17 protein-coding genes are annotated in these 19913 nt (G+C 66.3%); 10 read left to right on the forward strand and 7 right to left on the reverse strand.

The window, feature by feature from the left end:
- Positions 1-126: 126 nt before the first annotated feature.
- From gltB to AC6RIC_RS06795, 3 genes are all read left to right on the forward strand, one after another.
- The gene (gene gltB, locus AC6RIC_RS06785; protein ID WP_499735599.1) at positions 127-4815 is read left to right on the forward strand and encodes a glutamate synthase large subunit; all 4689 of its coding nucleotides are present in this window, start codon (positions 127-129) and stop codon (positions 4813-4815) included.
- A 99-nt stretch (positions 4816-4914) separates the two neighbouring features.
- Positions 4915-6339: a glutamate synthase subunit beta gene (locus tag AC6RIC_RS06790; protein WP_499735600.1), complete on the forward strand. Its 1425-nt coding sequence runs from the start codon at positions 4915-4917 to the stop codon at positions 6337-6339.
- Between the two features lie 415 nt (positions 6340-6754).
- Positions 6755-8269, forward strand: a complete 1515-nt coding sequence (locus AC6RIC_RS06795; protein WP_499735601.1) for an ABC-F family ATP-binding cassette domain-containing protein — start codon at positions 6755-6757, stop codon at positions 8267-8269.
- 7 nt (positions 8270-8276) lie between these two features.
- On the opposite strand, the gene AC6RIC_RS06800 is transcribed toward AC6RIC_RS06795, so the two are convergent.
- Both AC6RIC_RS06800 and AC6RIC_RS06805 read right to left on the reverse strand, forming a co-directional pair.
- A complete protein-coding gene (locus tag AC6RIC_RS06800; RefSeq protein ID WP_499735602.1) occupies positions 8277-9473 on the reverse strand; it encodes an SGNH/GDSL hydrolase family protein in 1197 nt (398 codons plus the stop codon).
- Between the two features lie 56 nt (positions 9474-9529).
- A complete protein-coding gene (locus tag AC6RIC_RS06805; protein WP_499735603.1) occupies positions 9530-10765 on the reverse strand; it encodes a lytic murein transglycosylase in 1236 nt (411 codons plus the stop codon).
- 341 nt (positions 10766-11106) lie between these two features.
- Here AC6RIC_RS06805 and rnk point away from each other — a divergent pair, with 341 nt between their 5' ends.
- The gene (rnk, locus tag AC6RIC_RS06810; protein WP_454655641.1) at positions 11107-11517 is read left to right on the forward strand and encodes a nucleoside diphosphate kinase regulator; all 411 of its coding nucleotides are present in this window, start codon (positions 11107-11109) and stop codon (positions 11515-11517) included.
- Between the two features lie 158 nt (positions 11518-11675).
- Here the strand turns inward: rnk and galE are convergent, their stop codons facing one another.
- On the reverse strand, positions 11676-12668 hold the full coding sequence (galE, locus tag AC6RIC_RS06815) for a UDP-glucose 4-epimerase GalE (protein WP_499735604.1): 993 nt from the start codon (positions 12666-12668) through the stop codon (positions 11676-11678).
- A gap of 171 nt (positions 12669-12839) precedes the next feature.
- Here galE and galU point away from each other — a divergent pair, with 171 nt between their 5' ends.
- The 3 genes from galU (at position 12840) to AC6RIC_RS06830 (ending at position 15274) form a co-directional block, all read left to right on the forward strand.
- On the forward strand, positions 12840-13718 hold the full coding sequence (galU, locus tag AC6RIC_RS06820; protein ID WP_454655643.1) for a UTP--glucose-1-phosphate uridylyltransferase GalU: 879 nt from the start codon (positions 12840-12842) through the stop codon (positions 13716-13718).
- Positions 13719-13821: 103 nt separating this feature from the next.
- Positions 13822-14706, forward strand: coding sequence for a methyltransferase domain-containing protein (locus AC6RIC_RS06825; RefSeq protein WP_499735605.1), 885 nt, complete (start codon positions 13822-13824; stop codon positions 14704-14706).
- A 130-nt stretch (positions 14707-14836) separates the two neighbouring features.
- The gene (locus AC6RIC_RS06830; protein WP_499735606.1) at positions 14837-15274 is read left to right on the forward strand and encodes an acyl-CoA thioesterase; all 438 of its coding nucleotides are present in this window, start codon (positions 14837-14839) and stop codon (positions 15272-15274) included.
- Between the two features lies 1 nt (position 15275).
- On the opposite strand, the gene vapC is transcribed toward AC6RIC_RS06830, so the two are convergent.
- Together vapC and AC6RIC_RS06840 are read right to left on the reverse strand one after the other, a co-directional pair.
- On the reverse strand, positions 15276-15665 hold the full coding sequence (vapC, locus tag AC6RIC_RS06835) for a type II toxin-antitoxin system VapC family toxin (RefSeq protein WP_499735607.1): 390 nt from the start codon (positions 15663-15665) through the stop codon (positions 15276-15278).
- Complete coding sequence (locus AC6RIC_RS06840; protein WP_454655647.1) at positions 15662-15874, reverse strand: type II toxin-antitoxin system VapB family antitoxin; 213 nt, start codon at positions 15872-15874, stop codon at positions 15662-15664. Before AC6RIC_RS06840 ends, vapC begins: the two co-directional genes overlap by 4 nt.
- A 149-nt stretch (positions 15875-16023) precedes the next feature.
- Between AC6RIC_RS06840 and purL the strand changes: the two genes are divergently transcribed.
- The 3 genes from purL to grxD are packed head-to-tail and all read left to right on the forward strand — an operon-like array spanning position 16024 to position 18866.
- Positions 16024-18234 (forward strand): phosphoribosylformylglycinamidine synthase subunit PurL, encoded by a 2211-nt coding sequence (gene purL, locus AC6RIC_RS06845; protein WP_499735608.1) that lies wholly within the window; start codon positions 16024-16026, stop codon positions 18232-18234.
- Between the two features lie 12 nt (positions 18235-18246).
- Positions 18247-18483 (forward strand): BolA family protein, encoded by a 237-nt coding sequence (locus tag AC6RIC_RS06850; RefSeq protein WP_061970071.1) that lies wholly within the window; start codon positions 18247-18249, stop codon positions 18481-18483.
- Positions 18484-18530: 47 nt separating this feature from the next.
- The gene (gene grxD / locus AC6RIC_RS06855) at positions 18531-18866 is read left to right on the forward strand and encodes a Grx4 family monothiol glutaredoxin (RefSeq protein ID WP_293810373.1); all 336 of its coding nucleotides are present in this window, start codon (positions 18531-18533) and stop codon (positions 18864-18866) included.
- A 78-nt stretch (positions 18867-18944) separates the two neighbouring features.
- Here the strand turns inward: grxD and AC6RIC_RS06860 are convergent, their stop codons facing one another.
- Positions 18945-19586 (reverse strand): glutathione S-transferase family protein, encoded by a 642-nt coding sequence (locus tag AC6RIC_RS06860; RefSeq protein WP_499735609.1) that lies wholly within the window; start codon positions 19584-19586, stop codon positions 18945-18947.
- Positions 19587-19628: 42 nt separating this feature from the next.
- On the reverse strand, positions 19629-19877 hold the full coding sequence (locus AC6RIC_RS06865; protein WP_454655651.1) for a DUF1272 domain-containing protein: 249 nt from the start codon (positions 19875-19877) through the stop codon (positions 19629-19631).
- Positions 19878-19913 lie beyond the last annotated feature (36 nt).

Below are 19913 nucleotides of genomic sequence, written 5' to 3' on the forward strand. Positions count from 1 at the left end.
CCGCTCTGGCCCCATCCTTGCTGCCGACTTCGGGTCGGCACTGAGGGCCGCCGCGGTCGGGATTGTGGACTGACGGGTCTCCCTGCCGGCGCAAGCTCGCGGGGTTCTGGGAAGCGGGGTTTGACGATGAGCGTGACCAGCAAGTCGAGCGGCGCAGAGGCTTTCGAGCGTTTTCCGGCCGTGCGCGATCCGGCGATGCCGGTGCATCAGGGCCTGTACGATCCCAATAACGAGAAAGACTCCTGCGGCGTCGGCTTCATCGCCGACATGAAGAACCGCAAGAGCCATGCGATCGTGCAGCAGGGCCTGCAGATCCTGCACAATATCGACCATCGCGGCGCGGTCGGGGCCGATCCGAAGCTCGGCGACGGCTGCGGCATCCTCGTCCAGATTCCCGACCAGTTCTTCCGCGAGGAGACCGCGCGGCTCGGCATCACCCTGCCGGAACAGGGCTACTACGCCATCGGCCAGTTCTTCATGCCGCGCGATCCCGCGGCGCGGGCGATGTGCGAGGAGATCATCTCGCAGACCGTGGCTGAGGAAGGGCTGGTCTTCCTCGGCTGGCGCGACGTGCCGGTCGATAACAGCGATCTCGGCCATGCGGTGCTCGCGACCGAGCCGGTGCATCGCCAGCTCTTTGTCGGTCGTCCCGACGACATCACCGACGAGGACGAGTTCGAGCGGCAGGTCTATGTCCTCCGCAAGTCGGTCTCGAACAAGGTCTACAAGCATCAGGAGCGCAAGACGGCGGAGTATTACCCCGTCTCGATGTCCTGCCGCACCATCGTCTACAAGGGCATGGTGCTGGTGAACCAGCTCGGCTCCTACTTCAAGGACCTGCAGGACGAGCGCTTCATCAGCGCGCTCGCGCTGGTCCACCAGCGTTTCGCCACCAACACCTTCCCGTCCTGGCGCCTCGCCCATCCCTACCGGATGGTCGCCCATAACGGCGAGATCAACACGCTGCGCGGCAACGTCAACTGGATGGCGGCGCGGCAGGCGAGCGTCGATTCCGACCTGTTCGGTTCGGATATCTCCAAGCTCTGGCCGATCTCCTATGAGGGCCAGTCGGACACCGCCTGCTTCGACAACGCGCTCGAATTCCTGGTGCAGGGCGGCTACTCGCTGGCCCATGCCATGATGATGCTGGTGCCGGAAGCCTGGAACGGCAACCCGCTGATGAACGAGGAGCGGCGCGCCTTCTACGAGTATCACGCCGCGTTGATGGAGCCCTGGGATGGGCCGGCCGCGATCGCCTTCACCGACGGCCGCCAGATCGGCGCGACGCTCGACCGCAACGGCCTGCGCCCCGCGCGCTATCTCGTCACGGATGACGGGCTCGTCGTGCTTGCTTCGGAATTCGGCGTGCTGCCGATCCCGGAGGAGAAGATCGTCGAGAAGTGGCGTCTCCAGCCCGGCAAGATGCTGCTGATCGATCTCGAACAGGGCCGCATCATCGGCGATGACGAGATCAAGACCTCGCTCTGCCTCGCCAACCCCTACAAGGACTGGCTGAAGCGCACCCAGATCGTGCTGGAGGACCTGCCACCGGTCGAGGCGCGGGCCTCGCGCACCGACGTGCCGCTGCTCGATCGCCAGCAATCCTTCGGCTACACCACCGAGGATGTCCGCCTGCTGATGGCGCCGATGGCGGTGACCGGGCAGGAAGCCGTGGGCTCGATGGGCACGGATACGCCGATTTCGGCGCTCTCGCTCAAGTCGAAGCTGCTCTACACCTATTTCAAGCAGAACTTCGCGCAGGTCACGAACCCGCCGATCGACCCGATCCGCGAGGAGCTGGTGATGAGCCTGCTCTCCTTCATCGGGCCGCGTCCGAACATCCTCGATCTGGAAGGCACCTCGCGCCGCAAGCGCCTGGAGGTTCGCACGCCGATCCTGACCAATGACGATCTCGAGAAGATCCGCTGCATCGGCCATTACGAGGATCGCTTCGACACCAAGACGATCGACTTCACCTATCCGGCGCGCGAGGGCGCGGCCGGCATGGACGGCGCGGTGGCGCGGCTCTGCGAGCGCGCCGAGGCTGCCGTCCATGGCGGTTACAACATCATCATCCTGTCCGACCGGCAGGTCGGGCCGGACCGCATCCCGATCCCGGCGCTGCTGGCGACGGCGGCCGTCCACCATCACCTGATCCGCAAGGGCCTGCGCACTTCGGTCGGCCTCGTCGTCGAATCCGGCGAGCCGCGCGAGATCCATCATTTCTGCTGCCTCGCCGGCTACGGCGCCGAGGCGATCAACCCCTATCTCGCCTTCGATACCCTGCTCGACCAGCATGAGCAGGGCGCCTTCCCCGAGGAGGTCGATGCCGACGAGGTGGTGAAGCGCTACATCAAGTCGGTCGGCAAGGGCGTGCTGAAGGTGATGTCCAAGATGGGCATCTCGACCTACCAATCCTATTGCGGCGCGCAGATCTTCGACGCCGTCGGCCTGAAGAGCGCCTTCGTCGACAAGTTCTTCTTCGGCACGGGCACGGCGATCGAAGGCGTCGGCCTCGACGAGATCGCCGAGGAGAGCCTGCGCCGCCATCGCGACGCCTTCGGCGACTCGCCGCTTTACCGCAACAGCCTCGATATCGGCGGCGAGTACATGTACCGCGTCCGCGGCGAGGACCATGTCTGGAAGCCGGATGTCGTCGCTTCGTTGCAGCATGCTGTGCGCCTCAACGCGCAGGACCGCTACGAGGAATTCGCCGCCCAGGTGAATGACGACGCGCAGCGGCTCAGCACCATCCGCGGCCTGTTCAAGGTCAAGATGGCCACCGATAACGGCCGCGCGCCCGTGCCGCTGGAGAGCGTCGAGCCTGCCGCGAATATCGTGAAGCGCTTCGCCACCGGCGCGATGTCCTTCGGCTCGATCTCGCGCGAGGCGCATGAGACGATCGCGCTCGCGATGAACCAGATCGGCGGCAAGTCGAACACCGGCGAGGGCGGCGAGGAGCCGATCCGTTTCCGGCCGATGCCGGATGGCCGCTCCAAGCGCTCGGCGATCAAGCAGATCGCGTCCGGCCGCTTCGGTGTTACCACCGAGTATCTCGTCAATGCCGACGTGATGCAGATCAAGGTCGCGCAGGGCGCCAAGCCCGGCGAGGGCGGCCAGCTCCCCGGCCACAAGGTCGATGCCAAGATCGCCCGCACCCGGCATTCGACCCCGGGCGTCGGCCTGATCTCGCCGCCGCCGCATCATGACATCTATTCGATCGAGGATCTGGCGCAGCTCATCTTCGACCTGAAGAACGTCAATCCGGCGGCCGATGTCTCGGTGAAGCTCGTCTCCGAGATCGGCGTCGGCACGGTTGCGGCCGGCGTCGCCAAGTCGCGCGCCGACCACATCACCATCTCCGGCTTCGAGGGCGGCACGGGCGCGAGCCCGCTGACCTCGCTGAAGCATGCGGGTTCGCCCTGGGAAATCGGCCTCGCCGAGACGCAGCAGACGCTGGTGCTGAACCAGCTCCGTGGGCGCGTCGCGCTGCAGGTCGACGGTGGCCTGCGGACGGGTCGCGACGTCGTCATCGGCGCGCTGCTGGGGGCCGACGAGTTCGGCTTCTCGACCGCGCCGCTGATCGCGGCCGGCTGCATCATGATGCGCAAGTGCCATCTCAACACCTGCCCGGTCGGCGTCGCGACGCAGGACCCGGTGCTGCGCAAGCGCTTCAAGGGCCTGCCCGAGCATGTCGTGAACTACTTCTTCTTCGTGGCCGAGGATGTCCGCCGGATCATGGCGGAGATGGGCTTCACGAAGATCGAGGAGATCGTCGGCCGCTCGGACCTGCTCGACAAGCGCGACGCGATCGAACACTGGAAGGCGAACGGGCTCGACTTCACCAAGCTGTTCCACAAGGTCGACCTGCCGGGCGTGGCGATCCGCCATGTCGAGCTGCAGAAGCACCCGATCGACACCGTGCTCGACCGCCAGCTCCTGGCTGAGGCCACGGACGCGATCGAGACCGGCACGCCGGTCGTGATCGAGAAGCCGGTCGGCAATGTCGACCGCAGCACGGGCGCGATGCTGTCTGGCGCCGTCGCCAAGAAATACGGCCATGCCGGCCTGCCGGAAGACACGATCACGGTGAAGCTCACCGGCACCTCCGGCCAGAGCTTCGCGGCCTTCCTGGCGGCGGGCGTCACGGTCGAGCTCACCGGCCAGGCCAACGACTACGTCGCCAAGGGCCTGTCCGGCGGCAAGGTCATCGTGAAGCCCGATCCGGCGACCAAAGCCGTGGCCGAGCGCTCGATCATCGTCGGCAACACCGTGCTCTACGGCGCGATTGCGGGCGAAGCTTACTTCCGCGGCGTCGCGGGCGAGCGTTTCGCGGTCCGCAATTCCGGCGCCATCGCGGTGGTGGAAGGAACCGGCGACCATGGCTGCGAGTACATGACCGGCGGCGTCGTCGCGGTCATCGGCCAGACCGGGCGCAATTTCGCGGCCGGCATGTCGGGCGGCATCGCCTATGTGCTGGACGAGGACGGCACCTTCAAGTCGCGCTGCAACCTCTCGATGGTCGATCTCGAACCGGTCGAGGAGGAAGAGGACCTGATGGAGCGCCTGCACCATCACGGCGGCGATCTCGAACACAAGGGCCGGATCGACATGACCAACATGTCGGGCCATGACGAGGAGCGCCTGATGCAGATGCTGACGAACCATGTCGACTACACCGGCTCGGAGCGCGCCCGCACCATCCTCGACAACTGGGCGGATTACCGCACCAAATTCGTCAAGGTGATGCCGGTCGAGTACCGCCGCGCGCTGCGCGAGATGGAACAGGCCCGCACCTTGCAGGCTGCTGAATAAGCGAACGCCACCCCGCCGGGGCCAGCTTGCGCCCCGGCATCTCGATCAGGTTAAGGCACGCGCACGGGGACGCCCCGCGCACACGGCGAGAGAAACGGCATGGGCAAGGTCACGGGCTTTCTCGAATTCGACCGGCAGGAGCAGAAGTATCAGCTCGCCGGCGACCGCATCCGGCATTTCCGCGAGTTCACGCTTCCCTTGGAGGAGCGCGACATCAAGAAGCAGGCGGCGCGCTGCATGGATTGCGGCATTCCGTTCTGCCATGGGCCGACCGGCTGCCCGGTCCATAACCAGATCCCGGACTGGAACGAGCTGGTCTATTCCGGCGGCTGGGAGGATGCTTTGCGCAACCTCCACTCCACCAACAACTTCCCGGAATTCACCGGCCGCATCTGCCCCGCTCCTTGCGAGGAGGCCTGCACGCTCAACCTCGAGAACATGCCGGTGACGATCAAGACGATCGAGCAGGCGATCGCCGACAAGGGCTGGGAAGAGGGCTGGATCGCGCCGGAAATCCCGGCCAAGCGCACGGGCAAGCGCATCGCCATCGTTGGCTCCGGCCCTGCCGGGATGGCTGCGGCGCAGCAGCTCGCCCGCGTCGGGCATGATGTCCATCTCTATGAGCGGGAGGCTAAGGCCGGCGGCCTGCTGCGCTACGGCATCCCCGACTTCAAGATGGAGAAGAAGCATATCGACCGCCGGGTGAAGCAGATGGAGGCGGAGGGCGTGACCTTCCACTACAACGCCAATATCGGCGTCAATCTGCCCTTCGCCACGCTGATGGCCGAGCATGATGCGGTGCTGATGACCGGCGGGGCGGAAGCGCCGCGCGATCCCGGCTTGCCGGACACCAATCTCGCCGGCGTCCACTACGCGATGCCGTACCTGACCCAGCAGAACAAGCGCGTCGGCGGCGAGGACATATCCAGCCTTGAGCCGATCAGCGCGGCCGGCAAGCATGTCGTCGTGGTCGGCGGCGGCGACACGGCCTCGGACTGCGTCGGCACCGCCTTCCGGCAAGGCGCGCTCTCGGTGACGCAGCTCGACATCCGGCCGATGGCGCCGGAGCTGGAGGACAAGCTCACCGTCTGGCCGTATTGGCCGACGAAGTTCCGTACCTCGTCCTCGCAGGCGGAAGGCGCCGAGCGCGAGTTCCAGGCGGCGACGCTCGGGCTCGAAGGCCGCAACGGCCGGCTCACCGGCGTGAAATGCGCCCGCGTCGACGAGAAGCGCAAGCCGATCCCCGGCACCGAATTCGTGCTCCAGGCCGATCTCTGCTTCCTCGCCATCGGCTTTGCCGGCTCGGTGATCGAGGGCATGATCGCGCAATCTGGCGCGGCCGTGGACAAGCGCGCCAACGTCGTCGCCAATGACCGCGACTACAAGACCAGCGTCGGCAAGGTCTTCGTCGCCGGCGACATGCGCCGCGGCCAGTCGCTGGTGGTCTGGGCGATCCGCGAGGGCCGCCAGGCCGCGCATGCCATCGACAAGGAACTGATGGGCGCGACGATCCTGCCGATGTGAATGGAAGAAGTGTGCCTCGGTTTTGAGCCCTCATCCTGAGGAGCGGGCCGAAGGCTCGCGTCTCGAAGGATGTTCCAGGAGACTCCCGAACCATCTGGACCATCCTTCGAGACGGCCCTTCCAGGCCTCCTCAGGATGAGGGCTGGCGTTTCCTGTCGGATGCCCAAGACGCGGGTTTCGCTTTGGAAGTGATCAGCCGGCCACTGTTCATTGCCGCCGCCATCGCTATGATCACCGCCATGGAATCGAACCAGAAGGGGAAGCAAGCGCCGCGCCGCCGCTTCCATTGCCGCACCCGCGGACCTGTCTGCGCCCCGCGCTTCACCTCGCGGGGCTGACCGGGAACGCATCGTCGTCTCATCGTCAGCCTTTCTCGGCGCGCTCCTGCGCGCATGCCTGACTTCATGAGATTCCGATGTCCCTGATCACCCTGAAAGACCTCTCGCTCGCGCGCAGCGCGCCGCTCTTTGCCGGCCTCGACCTCGCCATCGCCAAGGGCGACCGCCTCGGCCTCGTCGCCGCCAATGGACGCGGCAAATCCTCGCTCCTGCGTATCCTGGCCGGCACGGAGGAGGCGAGCGGCGGGACGCTGACCCGCTCGCGCGGCCTCGTCACCGCCTTCGCACCGCAGGACCCGCCCGAGCGGCTGCTGCCGATGAGCCTCTACGATGCCGTGCTGGACGCGCTCGATGCCGAGGCGGCCGAGACGGAGAGCTGGCGCGTCGACGTGCTGCTCGACGATCTCATGGTCGAGGAAAGCCTGCGCAGCCGCGTGGTCGGCAGCCTTTCCGGCGGCTGGCAGCGCACGATGCTGCTGGCGCGGGCCGTCGTGATCGAACCCGACTTGCTCTTGCTGGACGAACCGACCAACCATCTCGATCTCGAACGGATCGGCCTGCTGGAGCGCTTCCTCGCCAACCTGCCGCGCGATTGCGCCGTGGTCGCGGCGAGCCATGACCGCGCCTTCCTCGACGATGTCAGCACGCGCACCCTGTTCCTGCGTCCGGCAGAGAGCGCCGATTTCGCCTTGCCCTATTCGCGCGCCCTGCAGGCGCTGGAGGAGCGTGACGCGGCGCGCGACCGGCAGTTCGAAAACGAGATGCGCAAGGTCAAAGCTCTCCGGCAGCAGGCGGCCAAGCTGAAGAATATCGGCATCAATTCCGGCTCGGACCTGTTGGTGGTCAAGACCAAGCAGCTCTCCGAGCGCGCCGACAAGCTGGAGGAACAGGCGAAGCCCGGCCATAAGGAGCGCTCAGCCGGGACGATTCGGCTCGCCAGCAGCGGCACCCATGCCAAGGCATTGGTCGCGATCAAGGAAACCGCGGTCGCCACGCCGGACGGGCGCCTGCTGTTTCGCACCGGGCCGCTCTGGATCGAGAAGGGAGACCGGATCGCGTTGCTCGGCGCCAATGGCAGTGGCAAGACGCGTTTCGTTGCGCGATTGCAGGCGGCGCTTGATGGTTCCGACACGGATATCCGGGGCGCTGCGACCCTGAAGGCCGGCTATTCCGACCAGTCCCTGTCGCAGCTCGATGCCTGGCGCACGCCCTGGGATGCGGTGAAGCGCTCCAGCGACCTCGGCGACCAGACGGCGCGCACCGTGCTCGCCGGCGCGGGGATCGCGGGCGAGGCGCAGACCGCGCCGACGGCGCGTCTGTCCGGTGGGCAGCGGGCGCGACTCGCAATGCTGCTGCTGCGTCTGGCCGAGCCGAACTTTTATCTGCTCGACGAGCCGACCAACCATCTCGATATCGAGGGGCAGGACATGCTGGAGAGCGAACTGATCAAGCAGGAAACGGCCTGCCTGCTGGTCAGCCATGACCGCGCCTTCGTCAGGGCCGTGGCGACGCGGGTCTGGGTGATCACCGGTAAGAAACTGGTCGAGGTCGACGATCCCGATCCGGTCTTCGACCGACTGATGGCGGGGTGAGGCGCGCTCAGCGCGGCCAGCGATAATCGTCGAGCCGGCCCGGGACCGGGTCCGGCGCGATGCCTTGGCCGAAAACGCGTTCGAGCTGGAGGGCGGCATCGCCACGCCCGCGCGCCTCGGTGATCGAGGCGAGGAGCGGCTGCTCGGAGAGTGCGGCCTGACCGGTGAGCGGCTGGATCGGCCCGGCGAGCGGGCGCGCCTGCAAGGCGGCGGGCAGGCCGATGGTCGGAATGCCCGCGACCATCTGGTCGATCAGGCGCTCGACGCCGCCGGGTTGGAGCTCAAGGGCGCTCGGCGCGCCGGTCTCGGGCGAGACGGGCAGGGCGATGACGCTGTTCTGCGGGGCAGCCTCGATCATGCGGCGGATGACCAGATCGACGAAATGCGCGGCCTTGCGCGCGCCGGCAGCGGTGAAATGAATGCCGTCGCCGAGCCGCAGTCGCACCGGCTGGCCGGAGACGTCGGGGCCGGTCGCGACATAGCGGTTTTCGGCATCGACGAAGCCGCCCCAGAGATCGATATATTGCCCGCCCGCTTTCTCGACGCGCTGGCGGTAGAGGTCGTTGAAGGTGATCATGTCGGCCGAGAGCCGCCCATTCTGCATCGGCGGCGCGCCGACCCAGATCAAGGGTACGCGCTTGGCGGAAAAGGCGTTGGCGATGGCGTCGACCCGGTCGCGGTAGAGTTCGAGCCAGCGCGGGCTCAAGGGCTCGTGGACGGTCTCGCCCTCGCGGAGCGGCTGCCGGTCGTTGAGACCGAGCAGGACCACGCCGATGCTGATCTTCTGGTCGCTGGCGAGCAACTCGGAAACGACCTTCGGCCAGTCGTAGAAATCGCTCCGCACCAGGCCGGAATCGGGCTTGGCCCGGTGGATCACCTCGACATCGGGGCGGTTGTTGAGGGCGTCGTCCAGCCCGTTCGCAAGGAGGTTCGCGAGGGAATCGCCCATCACGACAATATGGGTGCTGACATCGACCTTGGGGATGACGGGGTCGTCGCGGACGACGACGGGCGCATCGCGGCGGCGGGCGACAGGCGCGACGCGCTGGCGCGGCTGCGGCGCGGTCCGCGGTTGCGCCGGTATTTGCCAGAACATCTGGAACAGGCTGCGCTGCTGTTGCTGCTGGGCGAGGGACACCGGCCCGCCCGTCACGAGGAGCAGGCAGGCGGCAGCCAAGACCATGGCAAGCGAACGCAGGCGCATCGGCCGATCCGGTGATTACCCCTCGTCGGCCATTATAGGCGGTGATGGATCCGGAGTCAGCGTTTGCCGCGCAGCTTGGTCAAAAGGGCTGGGGTCGGGTAGCCGTCGGCGATCTCACCGGCGCTGATCTGATAGCGCCGGACCGCCTCGCGCGTGCCGGTGCCGATGCGCCCGTCGGCATCGTGATTGTAGAGACCGAGCGCCTTCAGACGGTGCTGGAGATCGCGGGTTGCGGCCATGTCGAGGCGCGGTGCCTTGGTCGGCCAGTTCCCCTGGATGGCGGCGCGCCCGGCGATGCGGTCGCCGAGATGGCCGACGGCCATCGCATAGGCGTCGGACGAGTTGTATTTCTTGATGACGTCGAAATTGGCCGTGAGCAGCATCACCGGGCCGGTATGCCCGGCCGGGTAGAACAGACGGCCTTCGCCGGAGGAGGGCAGGCGTCCGCCATCGGCGCGGCGGATGCCGGCAGACGCGAAGGCGGAGAAGCTCGCCTTGTCCAGGCGGTGATCGAAGCCGGCGGGCAGCGTCACCTCCATGCCCCAGGGCAGGCCGGGCACCCAGCCATAGCCCTTGAGGTAATTGGCGGTGGAGGCGATGGCGTCGCTCGACGAGGTCCAGATGTCGGCATGGCCGTCGCCGGTCCAGTCGACCGCGTATTTCATGTAGCTCGACGGCATGAACTGGGTATGGCCCATGGCGCCGGCCCAGGAGCCCTTCAGCTCGCTGCGCTCGACATGGCCCTTCTCGATCAACTCCAGCGCGGTCAGCAATTCGTCGCGGAAGAAGTCGCCGCGATAGCGGATCGAGGCGAGCGTCGCCAGCGAGCGGATGACGTCCTTGCTGCCCTTGAACGAGCCGTAATTGGTCTCCATGCCCCAGACGCCGAGGACGATCTCCTTGGGCACGCCATAGCGCGCCTCGACCTGGGAGAGGACGGAGGCATTCTCCGCCGCGGCCTCGCGCCCGCGCTGGATGCGGGAGCCGCCGACGGCGTTCTCCAGATAGTTCCAGATCGGGGCGCTGAATTCCGACTGCTTCTTGGTGAGCGCGACGATGGATGAATCCGGCGTCACGCCGCGGAAGGCGAGGTCGAATGTCGGGCGCGAGATGCCGCGTGCCTGCGCCTGCGGCCAGAGCCGTTGCACGAAGACGTCGAAGGAGGCGCTCGCCGGGGTCGCCTGGGCATTGCTGCGGGCATGGGCGCCGGACACGTTGATCGAGCCGGTGGTCTGGGCCAGCGCCGGTGCCAGGCTGATCAGGACTGAGGCTGCGATGACGGACAGGCGCATGGACACTCCCGGCGAATGCTGGATGGAAACATCTTCACAGCGCCCGAACAAGATTAACCAGCGGTTAATTCAGGGTACGATCGTTGCGGCATTCGTGATTTGACAAGCTCCGGCGATTGTCAGATTCTGTGGTGATGAATAGCGCGTCCCCCTTCCGCCGCGGTCTGCACCGCTCGGGCAACCTTATCGCGGGCTTCTAGCCCCGGGCCTGTCGCGCTTGGCGCCTCCGGTTCGGGGGTGCGCCTGCTCTGCCGCTTTTTCCTGCGAGTTCGACCTTTTTGATGCCGCGCGGATTTCAACCGCCGGCGGGCGCTCGCCTTTTCGATGAAAGACCTGTCCTGATGTCCACCAAGCGTCCCGCCATCACCGTCACGGCCGCGGACCATGCCATGCTGAGCCGCATCGCGGCCGGCGCGGCCAACACCATGCCCGATCTCGCCGCCGAGCTGACCCATGAGCTCGACCGCGCCCGCATCCTGCCGGAGGGGCGCGTCTCGCATGACCATGCCCGGATCGGCAGCCGGATCGTCTATCGCGACGAAACCACCAAGCGGGAGAGCACGATCACGCTGGTCTGGCCTGAGCATGCCGATATCGAGAAGAACCGCATCTCGGTGATGACGCCGATCGGCGTCGCGCTGATCGGCATGGCGGCCGAGCGCTCGATCGACTGGACGACGCGCTCCGGCGACGTCAAGCGCCTGACCGTGCTCGAAGTCTGCGAGCCGATGGAGGAAGAGGCGGCGTCCTGAGGCGGCGCTTTCACGAGCGGCCTCTGAACTTCATGGTCATCCCGGGCTTGACCCGGGATCCATGCCGGAGTGCTTCCGAGTGAGGCTCTGGCATGAATCCCGGATCTCCGCTTCGCTGCGTCCGGGATGACGAAGGTTTCTTCTCAAGTACGGCCTGCTCAGGCCGTGGCGTTCTTCGTCCTGAGCTTCTCTTCCCAGGCGAGTGCCTGGCCGACGATCTGTTCGAGGTCGTCATGCTCGGGCTGCCAGCCCAGTTCCGCGCGGATGCGGTCGGCGCGGGCGATCAGCGAGGCCGGGTCGCCGGCCCGGCGCTCCGCCAGCGTCACCGGGAAATCGACGCCGGAGACCTTCTTCACGACCGCGACGACCTCCTTCACCGAATAGCCGCGACCATAGCCGCAGTTCAGCGTCAGGCTCTCGCCACCGCTGCGCAGATGGTCGAGCGCGGCGAGGTGGGCGCGGGCGAGGTCGGTGACGTGGATGTAGTCGCGCACACAAGTGCCGTCGGGCGTCGCATAATCGGTGCCGAAGACGGTGAGGCCGTCGCGCTGGCCGAGCGCCGCCTGGCTCGCGACCTTGATGAGATGGGTGGCGTGCGGTGAGGACTGGCCGGAGCGCCCCTTCGGATCGGCGCCGGACACGTTAAAATAGCGCAGGGCGATATAAGTGAAGCCATGCGCATTTGCCGCATCCTGCAACATCCACTCGCTCATCAGCTTGGAGCGGCCGTAAGGGTTGATCGGGTTCAGCGCGATCTCCTCCGGCACCGGCGAGACCGGCGGCTCGCCATAGACGGCGGCGGTGGAGGAAAAGATGACGTGCTTCACGCCCTTGCGCGCTGCGCTCTCGATCAGGGCGCGGGTCTTCACGGTATTGTTGAAATAATAGCCCAGAGGGTCAGAAACAGATTCCGGAACCACGATCCTGGCGGCGAAGTGCGCGATCTCGCTGATCCCATATTCGCCGATCAGGCCCTCGACGAGTTCCTGGTTGCCGATATCGCCCTGGACGAAGATCGCCTCGGGCGGCACCGCCCACCAGAAGCCGGTGGAGAGATTGTCGAGAACCACGACCTTCTCGCCGCGGTCGAGCAATTCCAGGACCATATGGCTGCCGATGTAGCCGGCGCCGCCGGAAACCAATACCGCCATCGTCTCTCTCTCGCCTCATCTTCGTCAGGAACCGAACCTATCGAAAAACCGTTGACGGCTTCTCAAGGCCTGTCGGCTAATACCGCCTGATGGCCGGCAACCATGACAGTTGTGCGGCCGTCCCCACCATCGCCTTGCTTCGGCAAGGCTATCGCGCCCAATGGATTTTGCATGACGAAACGCATCCGCAAGGCCGTTCTTCCTGTCGCTGGTCTCGGCACCCGCTTCCTGCCCGCCACCAAGGCGATCCCGAAGGAGATGCTGACCATCGTCGACCGTCCGGTCGTGCAGCATGTCGTTGACGAGGCGCGCGCCGCCGGCATCGAGCATTTCATCTTCGTCACCGGCCGCAACAAGGCGGTGATCGAAGACCATTTCGACATGGCCTACGAACTCGACGACACGCTGGCCAAACGCAACAAGGTGAAGGAGCTGGAGGCGCTGAAGCACGACCTGCCGGCTGCGGGGGCGACCAGTTTCACCCGCCAGCAGGCGCCGCTCGGCCTCGGCCATGCCGTCTGGTGCGCGCGCGAGATCGTCGGCGACGAGCCCTTCGCGCTGCTGCTGCCGGATATGCTGCATTACAGCCAGGGCAAGGGCTGCCTCGCCGAGATGATCGATGCCTATGAGCAGCATGGCGGCAATCATGTCGCCGTTGCGCCCGTGCCGGACGACCAGACGCATCAATACGGCATCGTCGGGGTTCAGGACGCCAAGGCCAAGGTCTCGAAGATCACCGGCATGGTCGAGAAGCCGCCGAAAGGCACGGCCCCGTCGAACCTCCACATTTCCGGCCGCTACATTCTGCAGCCGACGATCTTCAACCTGCTCGCCAACCAGGAGAAGGGCGCGGGCGGCGAGATCCAGCTCACCGATTCGATGATCGCCCTGTCGCGTCAGGAGCCGTTCTACGCTGTGCGCTTCGACGGCGAGATCTACGATGCCGGTTCGAAGATCGGCTTCCTTGCGGCGAACGTCGCCTATGCGCTCGACCGTGGCGATCTCGGCCCGCAACTGCGCGCGGAAATCGAGAAGCTGCTCGACCGCTGAGTCGTGCAGGATCCGTTCAACTCAGCCCTCGTCCTGAGGAGCCATTCCGAATAGGAATGACGTCTCCAGGGACGAGGGCTTGTGTCTTGCCGACGGTGCAAAGTTGAGTGACCAGAGTCTCGTCTTCGATCGGGCGCTCGGCCGTTCGCGGCTGAGGCGCGCGCTTGCCGGCGACTATCCGGATTTCCTGCTGCAACGGGCGGCTAGTGATCTGGAGGATCGGCTCGGTGCGGTGCTGCGCGAGTTCGCGGTCGCGGCCGATCTCGGCACGGCCTTGCCCGTCGTCGCGCCCGTGCTTGCCGGCCGGGCCGGGCGGCTGCTGCGCATGGCGGAAACCGCAGGGGCGCCGGCCGATCTCGTCGGCGATCTCGAAAGCCTGCCTTTCGCAGCCGGCTCGCTCGATCTCGCCGTCTCGCTGCTCGCGCTGCACGGGGTCAACGACCTGCCCGGCGCGCTCATCCAGATCAAGCGGGCGCTCAAGCCCGACGGCCTGTTCATGGGCTGTCTGCTCGGCGGCCGGACGCTGCAGGAGCTCAGGCAGGCGCTGCTCGAAGCCGAGAGCGAGACGATGGGCGGCGTCAGCCCGCGCGTCGCCCCCTTCGCCGACCTGCGCGATCTCGGTGGGCTGTTGCAGCGCGCCGGCTTCGCTTTGCCCGTCATCGACAGCGAGATCGTGACCGTGCGCTATCGCGATGCCTTCGGGCTGCTGCGCGACCTGCGCGCCATGGGCTGGGCCAACGCGCTCGTCGCCCGGCGCAAGACGCCGCTTCGGCGAGAGACGCTGCTGCGCGCGGCTTCGCTCTATGCCGAACGCTTTGCCGACCCGGACGGACGCCTGCCCGCGACCTTCGAATTCGTCTGGGTTTCCGGCTGGGCGCCGCATGAAAGCCAGCAGAAGCCGCTGAAGCCCGGCTCAGCCAAGGCGCGGCTGGCCGATGCGCTCGGCGTGCTGGAGATCAAGGCGGGCGAGAAACCGGGAGGAGGCTAGGCGTGAATCTGCCCGTATCGTCATGGTCGGGCTTGTCCCGACCATCCACGTCTTCTTTTGTGCAATCCTGTGTTCAAGACGTGGGTGCTCGCCACAAGGGCGAGCATGACGGGGAAGAGGCTCCCGGGACATGAGCGAGCGCCAGCCGCGCCTGACCCGCGCCGATTTCCGCGTCTTCCGCGCCATCCCGACACGCTGGCACGACAACGACGCCTACGGGCACGTCAACAATGTCGTCTATTACGGCTGGTTCGACACCGCGGTGAATGCCTGGCTGATCGAGAACGGCTTCCTTGATCTTGCCGGCAGCGAGATCGTCGGGCTCGTGGTCGAGACGGCTTGCACCTATTTCGAGAGCGTCGCCTTCCCCGAGACGGTGGAGGCCGGGATCGCGGTCGAGCGCCTCGGCAACAGCTCGGTCACCTATCGCATCGGCATCTTCCGGCAGGGCGGCGCGCAGGCGGCGGCGCAAGGGCGCTTCACCCATGTCTATGTCGAACGCGCGGGCCAGAAGCCGGTGCCGATCCCGGCGCCGCTCAGGGGCGCGTTGGTACAGCTGGCGGTCTGAGCTAAAGCGCGCGAAGGCCGCAATGCTCGATCATCGGATCGAAATCGCGATCCTGATGAAGCAGCAAATGGCCATGCTCGATGCAATAGGTGGCGATGATCACATCGGCCGTCTTGCGTATGGTGATCCCGCGTTGGCGAAGCAGGCGATAGTTTGCGGCGGCGCGGGGGGCGAGCGCAGCCCCGAGCAGAGGAACGATAGGAAAAGCGGACATCGACGCTTCGATCGTCGCAGCATGCTTGTCGTCGCGCGCTCCCTGCAACACCTCCGTCAGAATGAGGTCTCCGATCAGGATATCGGAGACGTGCTCGGCAGCGGTCAGTTGCGCGACTTGGGGCGATGCCTCGCCACGCAGCAACGCAATCCAGACAGACGAGTCGACGAGGATCACTGCCGGTCCGGCGACACTTCAACCCGCCTCATGGCGTCGAGGTCGCCTTCCCAACCCAAGCCGGCCAACTCTTGCAAGGCGCGGCGCTGGCGATGTTGCTGAACGACGAGCCGCAACGCTTCCTCGACGGTCGCGCGCTTGGTCGGCAAGCCGGTCGCCTCCATCGCTTCGGCGAGCAACTCGTCATCGAGCTCGATATTGGTGCGCATCGGAGCACTTCAATGTGTAAAAAGTGTGTATGTTATACACATCGGACCAACCTGCTTCAAGGGCGAGCCGGGAATCCGTTGTCTCGCACGTTAAGGCAGGCTATGCCCCTGCCAACCCCTATCGCCGGACCGCCAGGAACCCTGAGCCCGTGATTCCGAACGACATCAAGATCACCCCGCAGCTCGTCGCCGAGCACGGCCTGAAGCCGGACGAGTACCAGCGCTTCCTGCATCTGATCGGCCGCGAGCCGACGATCACCGAACTCGGCATCGTCTCGGCGATGTGGAACGAGCACTGCTCCTACAAGTCGTCGAAAATCCATCTGAAGACGCTGCCGACCAAGGCGCCCTGGGTGATCCAGGGGCCGGGCGAGAATGCCGGCGTCATCGATATCGGCGAGGGCACCGCCATCGTCTTCAAGATGGAAAGCCACAATCACCCGTCCTTCATCGAGCCCTATCAGGGCGCGACGACGGGCGTCGGCGGCATCCTGCGCGACGTCTTCACCATGGGCGCGCGCCCGATCGCGGTGCTCGACGCCTTGCGCTTCGGCTCGCCGGATCATCCGAAGACCCGCCATCTCGTCTCCGGCGTCGTCGCCGGCATCGGCGGCTACGGCAATTCCTTCGGCGTGCCGAATGTCGGCGGCGCCACCGGCTTCCACACGCGCTATGACGGCAACATCCTCGTCAACGCGATGGCGGTGGGCATCGCCCAGGCCGACGAGATCTTCTACGCCAAGGCCTCCGGCGTCGGTAAGGCGATCGTCTATCTGGGCTCCAAGACCGGCCGCGACGGCATCCACGGCGCGACCATGGCCTCGGCCGAATTCGACGACAAGTCGGAGGAGAAGCGTCCGACCGTGCAGGTCGGCGACCCCTTCGCCGAGAAGCTGCTGCTCGAAGCCTGCCTCGAGATCATGGCTGCCGGCCATGTCGATGCGATTCAGGACATGGGCGCCGCCGGCCTGACCTGCTCGGCCGTCGAGATGGGCGCCAAGGGCGATCTCGGCGTCGAGCTCGATCTCGACAAGGTACCCTGCCGCGAGGAGGGCATGAGCGCCTATGAGATGATGCTGTCGGAGAGCCAGGAGCGCATGCTCATGGTGATCAAGCCCGGCCATGAGGACGCCGCCGAGGCGATCTTCAAGAAGTGGGGTCTGGACTTCGCCGTCATCGGCCACACCACCGACACGCTGCGCTTCGTCGTGAAGCACCAGGGCGAGGTCATGGCCGACCTGCCGATCAAGGAGCTGGGCGACGAGGCTCCGGAATACGACCGGCCCTGGATCGAGACCGCGCCGCAGCAGCGCATCGCGGCCGAGACCGTGACGCCGCCTTGCGGCAATGCCGAGGCGCTGAAGACGCTGATCGGCTCGCCGGACCTGTCGTCCAAGCGCTGGATCTGGGAGCAATACGATACGCTGATCCTCGGCAATTCGGCGGTGACGCCGGGTGGCGATGCCGGCGTGATCCGCATCGAGGACGGGCCGCGGGGCCTCGCCATGACCGCCGACGTGACGCCGCGCTATTGCGAGGCCGATCCGTTCGAGGGCGGCAAGCAGGCGGTGGCCGAAGCCTGGCGCAACCTGACGGCGACCGGCGCGACGCCGCTCGCCGTCACCGACAACCTCAATTTCGGCAATCCCGAGAAGCCGGAAGTCATGGGCCAGCTCGTCGGCTGCGTTCGTGGCATCGGCGAGGCCTGCAAGGCGCTCGACTTCCCGGTCGTGTCGGGCAACGTCTCGCTCTACAACGAGACCAACGGCATCTCGATCCTGCCGACCCCGACCATCGGCGGCGTCGGCGTCATGGCCGATGTCACCAAGCACGCGACCGTCGCCTTCAAGGCTGAGAACGAGGCGATCATCCTGATCGGCGAGACCACGGGCTGGCTCGGCCAGAGCGCCTATCTCGCGACCGTCTGCGGCCGCGAGGAGGGCGCTCCGCCGCCGGTCGATCTCAAGATCGAACGCCGCAACGGCGATTTCGTGCGCGGGCTGATCACGTCGGGCAAGGTCTCGACCTGTCATGACCTGTCGGATGGCGGCCTTGCCGTGGCGTTGGCCGAGATGGCGATGGCCAAGGGCATTGGCGCGACCATCGAGACGCTGCCGGCGGGCCCCGTCCATGCCGCGCTCTTCGGCGAGGATCAGGCGCGTTATGTCCTGACCGTCCCGGCTGCTGAGGCCGATGCCGTGATCGCTGCCGCCAAGGCTGCCGGCGTGCCGGCGCTCGCCATCGGCAAGACGGGCGGCGCTTCGCTTGCCCTGCCGGGCGAGCCGGCGCTGGCGATCACCGATCTCCGCAAGATCCATGAAGACTGGCTGCCGACCTACATGGCCGGCAAGGCGGCCTGAGGAGTTCGACCCATGGCGATGGACGCGCACGAGATCGAGCGCATGATCAAGGCGGCGCTGCCGGATGCGGCGATCGAGATCAAGGATCTGGCCGGCGACGGCGACCACTATGCCGCGACCGTCGTCTCGGCCGCCTTCAAGGGCAAGACCCGGGTGCAGCAGCACCAGATGGTCTATGCCGCGCTCCAGGGGAATATGGGCGGCGTCCTGCACGCCCTTGCGCTGACGACCAGCGTTCCCCAAGATTAGAACGAGACCATCCGGCGGGCCTTGAACCCGCTTCAGGAGACGAGACGATGTCCGACGTCAATGCCCGCATCGAAGCGGAAGTGAAGAACAACGACGTGGTGCTGTTCATGAAGGGCACGCCGCAATTCCCGATGTGCGGCTTCTCCGGCCAGGTCGCCCAGATTCTCGGCTATATCGGCGTGCCCTATAAGGGCGTGAACGTGCTCGAGGATCAGGAGATCCGCGAGGGCATCAAGGCCTATTCGAACTGGCCGACGATCCCGCAGCTCTACGTCAAGGGCGAGTTCATCGGCGGCTGCGACATCACCCGCGAGATGTTCCAGGCCGGCGAACTGCAGCAGCTCTTCGAAGAGAAGGGCATTGCGGTCAAGCAGGCGAGCTGAGGCTCGCCGCCACGGCGCATCCGCCCGCGTCGAAAGCGGGCACGGGCTGCCCTATGCCGATCTTTCCCGCGAAACCGCTTAGGCGGGATAGGCGGTGGCCTGCATGGCAGGCCGCCGCATCATGTCCGCCCACCAGGCCTCGATGAGGGGCTGCGCGGCGAGGAGCGCCTCAGCCTCCGGCGCCAGTGCGAAATAGGCGAACATGGGAGCGGCGTGCAGATCGGCCAGCGTCAGCTCGGCGCCGGCGAGGAAGGGCCCGCCATCCATCAGGTCGTTGATCGCACGCAGGCATAGCTGCGCCTTGGGCAGGGCGGCCTGGATTCGCGCCCCGTCCGGCGCGCGTCCCTGCTTGGGGGCGGAGACCCGCTCCACAAAGATGTCCCAGACCAGCGTGCGATAGGCGTAGGAATCGAGGATGCTCGTGAGCTGATTGACGCGGGCTCGTTCGCGCGGCGCGGAAGGTTGGAGCGCGGGGCCGGGGAATGCCTCATCGACATAGCGTTCGATGGCGCCGGCTTCGTAAAGCTGGAAGCCATCATGTTCGAAGGCGGGGATGCGGCCGAATGGCTGTCGCTCCAGCAGCGAAGCAGGCGGCCCGTTCTCAGCGAAGACATCGACCGGGTCCAGCCGATAGGCCACGCCCTTTTCTTCAAGCGCTAGCCGGACCGCACGGACATAGACGCTGTAGGGCGCACCATAGACGACAGGCATGGACGTCATTGCGCACTCCCTGGCCGATCGATCGGCCGTCTTTTGATGCGCTCAAGCGGCCGCGCATTGCGGGTGCGGCTTGCGGACGCGCTCGGTCGAGGCCGGGTATTTCTCCAGCAGCCGCTCCGGTCTGATCGGCCGGCGCACGAGGTCGCCGCCGCAGTTCGGGCAGGCGCCGGCAAAGCGCGTCTCGACGCAGTCGCTGCAGAAGGTGCATTCGAAGGTGCAGATCAAGGCGTCGCGCGATTGCGGCGGCAGGTCGCGGTCGCAGCATTCGCAGTTCGGGCGCAGTTTCAGCATGACGTCGTCTCCTTCGGGCAGGCCGGAAGAATGACC

It is taken from the genome of Allobosea sp. TBD101 (genome assembly GCF_059817965.1).

Coding starts and splice junctions, on each gene's coding strand:
- rnk (WP_454655641.1), top strand. CDS start 11,107: ATGTCCACCAAGCGTCCCGCCATCACCGTCACGGCCGCGGACCATGCC.
- AC6RIC_RS06795 (WP_499735601.1), top strand. CDS start 6,755: ATGTCCCTGATCACCCTGAAAGACCTCTCGCTCGCGCGCAGCGCGCCG.
- galE (WP_499735604.1), bottom strand. CDS start 12,668: ATGGCGGTATTGGTTTCCGGCGGCGCCGGCTACATCGGCAGCCATATG.
- AC6RIC_RS06830 (WP_499735606.1), top strand. CDS start 14,837: ATGAGCGAGCGCCAGCCGCGCCTGACCCGCGCCGATTTCCGCGTCTTC.
- AC6RIC_RS06865 (WP_454655651.1), bottom strand. CDS start 19,877: ATGCTGAAACTGCGCCCGAACTGCGAATGCTGCGACCGCGACCTGCCG.
- AC6RIC_RS06790 (WP_499735600.1), top strand. CDS start 4,915: ATGGGCAAGGTCACGGGCTTTCTCGAATTCGACCGGCAGGAGCAGAAG.
- galU (WP_454655643.1), top strand. CDS start 12,840: ATGACGAAACGCATCCGCAAGGCCGTTCTTCCTGTCGCTGGTCTCGGC.
- AC6RIC_RS06805 (WP_499735603.1), bottom strand. CDS start 10,765: ATGCGCCTGTCCGTCATCGCAGCCTCAGTCCTGATCAGCCTGGCACCG.
- AC6RIC_RS06800 (WP_499735602.1), bottom strand. CDS start 9,473: ATGCGCCTGCGTTCGCTTGCCATGGTCTTGGCTGCCGCCTGCCTGCTC.
- AC6RIC_RS06860 (WP_499735609.1), bottom strand. CDS start 19,586: ATGACGTCCATGCCTGTCGTCTATGGTGCGCCCTACAGCGTCTATGTC.
- AC6RIC_RS06850 (WP_061970071.1), top strand. CDS start 18,247: ATGGCGATGGACGCGCACGAGATCGAGCGCATGATCAAGGCGGCGCTG.
- AC6RIC_RS06840 (WP_454655647.1), bottom strand. CDS start 15,874: ATGCGCACCAATATCGAGCTCGATGACGAGTTGCTCGCCGAAGCGATG.
- gltB (WP_499735599.1), top strand. CDS start 127: ATGAGCGTGACCAGCAAGTCGAGCGGCGCAGAGGCTTTCGAGCGTTTT.
- grxD (WP_293810373.1), top strand. CDS start 18,531: ATGTCCGACGTCAATGCCCGCATCGAAGCGGAAGTGAAGAACAACGAC.